The organism is Streptomyces sp. NPDC091371 (assembly GCF_040684275.1).
GTDB lineage: Bacteria > Actinomycetota > Actinomycetes > Streptomycetales > Streptomycetaceae > Streptomyces.
In genome coordinates, this window is sequence record NZ_JBFBFP010000110.1 from 1 (window position 1) to 2316 (window position 2316).

A 2316-nucleotide genomic window follows, 5' to 3' on the forward strand; every position below is an offset into this window, starting at 1 on the left:
CACCCACAGACCACTTGACGATCTATAGGAGCTTCAGGCCGTCCCGCCACGGAAAGACAAGAGACTGCCGGGAAACCCCCAAAAGAACGGGCCGGGGGATAGAGGCGAGAGACGGGTCAGCCAGGGATGTGCGGCCCCTCCCGTCAGGGGGCGCGCCCTGCCTCGGGCCCTCCCAGGCCGGCCCCGGCCCCGGGCAGGCGGCACAGCCGCCAATGAACCTCGACCACAAGGAGCTCGGGGCCGGTGGGCGCGTCAAATCGCTACGCGCTCCTCGACGACGGCGTCTGCGACCCGTCTGGGGCTGATCCAGCCGCGGCAGATCGCTACGCGCTCCTCATCGCTCAGCGACTGCGGCCCGTCGCAGGCTGGTCCAATGCGGGGGCGATGACGGCGAAGGCCTGGGAGGTCAGCTCGGTCGGGTCCTCCGAGCCATCGCTGTCGCTCCAGCGTTGCAGTACGGCGTCGAAGGCCGTCAGGGTCATTCCGGCGGCCAGTTGCGGGTACAGGCCGGCGTCGGGGCCCGTACGGGTCGTCAGCTCCTGTGCGAGCTCGTCGCGCCACTGCGCCTGGCGCTCCAGGAAGCGGGCGTGGAGGGCGGGTGTGCGCAGGATCAGCTGGACGACGCGCAGGGCGCGCTCGGAGTGGTCGCCGCAGGCGGCGATGGGGACCGAGATCGCGTGCCTCAGAGACTCGGAGGGGGTTTCCTGGGCGGGGCGGGCGGCCAGTTCCGCGCGGATTCCGGTGCCCATGTCGGCCAGGAACTGGACGACCACGTCCTCCTTGGAGGCGAAGTACCGGAAGAACGTCCTCTTGGACACACCGGCGGCGGCGACGATCTCATCGACGGTCACCGCATCGAAACCCTTCACCGCCAGCAGCTGGAGGGCTGCCTCGGTCAGCTCGTTCGAGACGAGACGGCGCTTGCGCTCGGCCAGGCTGATATTCACCGGGTCATGGTAACCCAATGCCTTGGGTGGCACTCAGGTTCATCTTGACACTTAGTGCCACTAGGGGCAGCCTGTGTCACATGGGTTGGACTGTGGAAGAGATACCGGACCAGAACAAGCGCGTGTTCGTCGTCACCGGAGCCAACAGCGGCCTCGGTCTTGCGACGACACGGATCCTCGCCCGTCACGGCGGGCACGTGATTCTCGCCGTACGAGACGAGGAGAAGGGGCATCGGGCGGTCACGGAGATCACCGCCCGGCAGCCGGACGCCAGTCTTGAGGTGCGCCGACTCGACCTCGCCGACCTCGACTCGGTGAGGACCTTCGCCCACGGATTGCGTGCGGACCATGCGCGGCTGGACGTGCTCGTCAACAACGCCGGCGTGATGGCACCTCCCCGGACGCTCAGCGCCCAGGGGCACGAGCTGCAGTTCGCCGCCAACCACCTCGGCCACTTCGCGCTCACGGGACTGCTGCTCGACCTGCTGACGGGCGGCGACGCCCGGGTCGTCACGGTGAGTTCGACCAACCACAGGCAGGGGCGCATCCACTTCGACGACATCACCGGCGAGCGCGGCTACAAGCCGATGGCCTTCTACAACCAGTCGAAGTTCGCCAACGCCGTCTTCGGAATCGAGCTCCACCGTCGGCTGACCGAGGCCGGCAGCCCGTTGCGCAGTGTGCTCGCCCACCCCGGCTACACCGCCACCAACCTGCAGACGAGCACCCCGACCGGCCTGACCAAGCTGATCTTCGGCCGCATCCTCAGCCCCCTCGCCCAGTCACCGGACCAGGGAGCCCTGCCCCAGCTGTACGCGGCGACCGCCCCCGTGGCGGGCGGCCAGTTCATCGGACCGGACGGTCTGGCCGAACTGCGCGGCGGGCCGACGACGGTCCGGCTGTCCCCCGCAGCGGCCGACCCGGAAACCGGCCGCCGCCTGTGGCACCTCTCGGAGCAACTCACCGACGTCCGCTTCGTGTTCCCGACCAGCCCCGGACGGCAGTCGGTCGCCGGGCAATGAGGCGCGCGTAGCGATCTGTCGCGGCTTATGACCAGCCCAAGACCGGTCGCGGACGCCGTCATCGAGGAGCGCGTAGCGATCTGATGCGCCCACCGGCCCTGGGGTCCTTGTGGTCGAGGTTCGGCGATGGGTGGCCGCCTGCCCGGCTCGGGGAGCGGCCTCCGGGGGCCCGGGCCGTGGCGCGCCCCCTACCGGGCGGGGTCGGACATCCCTGACTGACCCGCTTCTGCCTCTTTCTGCCCGGCCCGTTCCTTTGGGGGTTTCCCGGCAGTCTCTTGTCTTTCCGTGGCGGGACGGCCTGTCAAGGGTGGCCGAAGGCCATCGCGAAGCGACGCGACGACGAAGGA

At 69.3% G+C, this 2316-nt stretch carries 2 protein-coding genes; one reads left to right on the forward strand and one right to left on the reverse strand.

Annotated features, from left to right (window positions below; translation table 11 throughout):
• Nucleotides 1–341: 341 nt before the first annotated feature.
• Entirely contained in the window at nucleotides 342–941 is a 600-nt protein-coding gene (locus tag AB0O21_RS40375) for a TetR family transcriptional regulator (RefSeq protein ID WP_365180994.1), read from the reverse strand.
• Nucleotides 942–1027: 86 nt separating this feature from the next.
• Between AB0O21_RS40375 and AB0O21_RS40380 the strand changes: the two genes are divergently transcribed.
• Nucleotides 1028–1969 carry an oxidoreductase gene (locus tag AB0O21_RS40380; protein WP_365180992.1) on the forward strand — a complete coding sequence of 314 codons (942 nt, stop codon included), beginning with the start codon at nucleotides 1028–1030 and terminating at the stop codon, nucleotides 1967–1969.
• Nucleotides 1970–2316: the final 347 nt, after the last annotated feature.

Excerpts from the sequence above, each read along its gene's own strand:
- AB0O21_RS40380 (WP_365180992.1), top strand. The coding sequence starts at position 1,028 with ATGGGTTGGACTGTGGAAGAGATACCGGACCAGAACAAGCGCGTGTTC.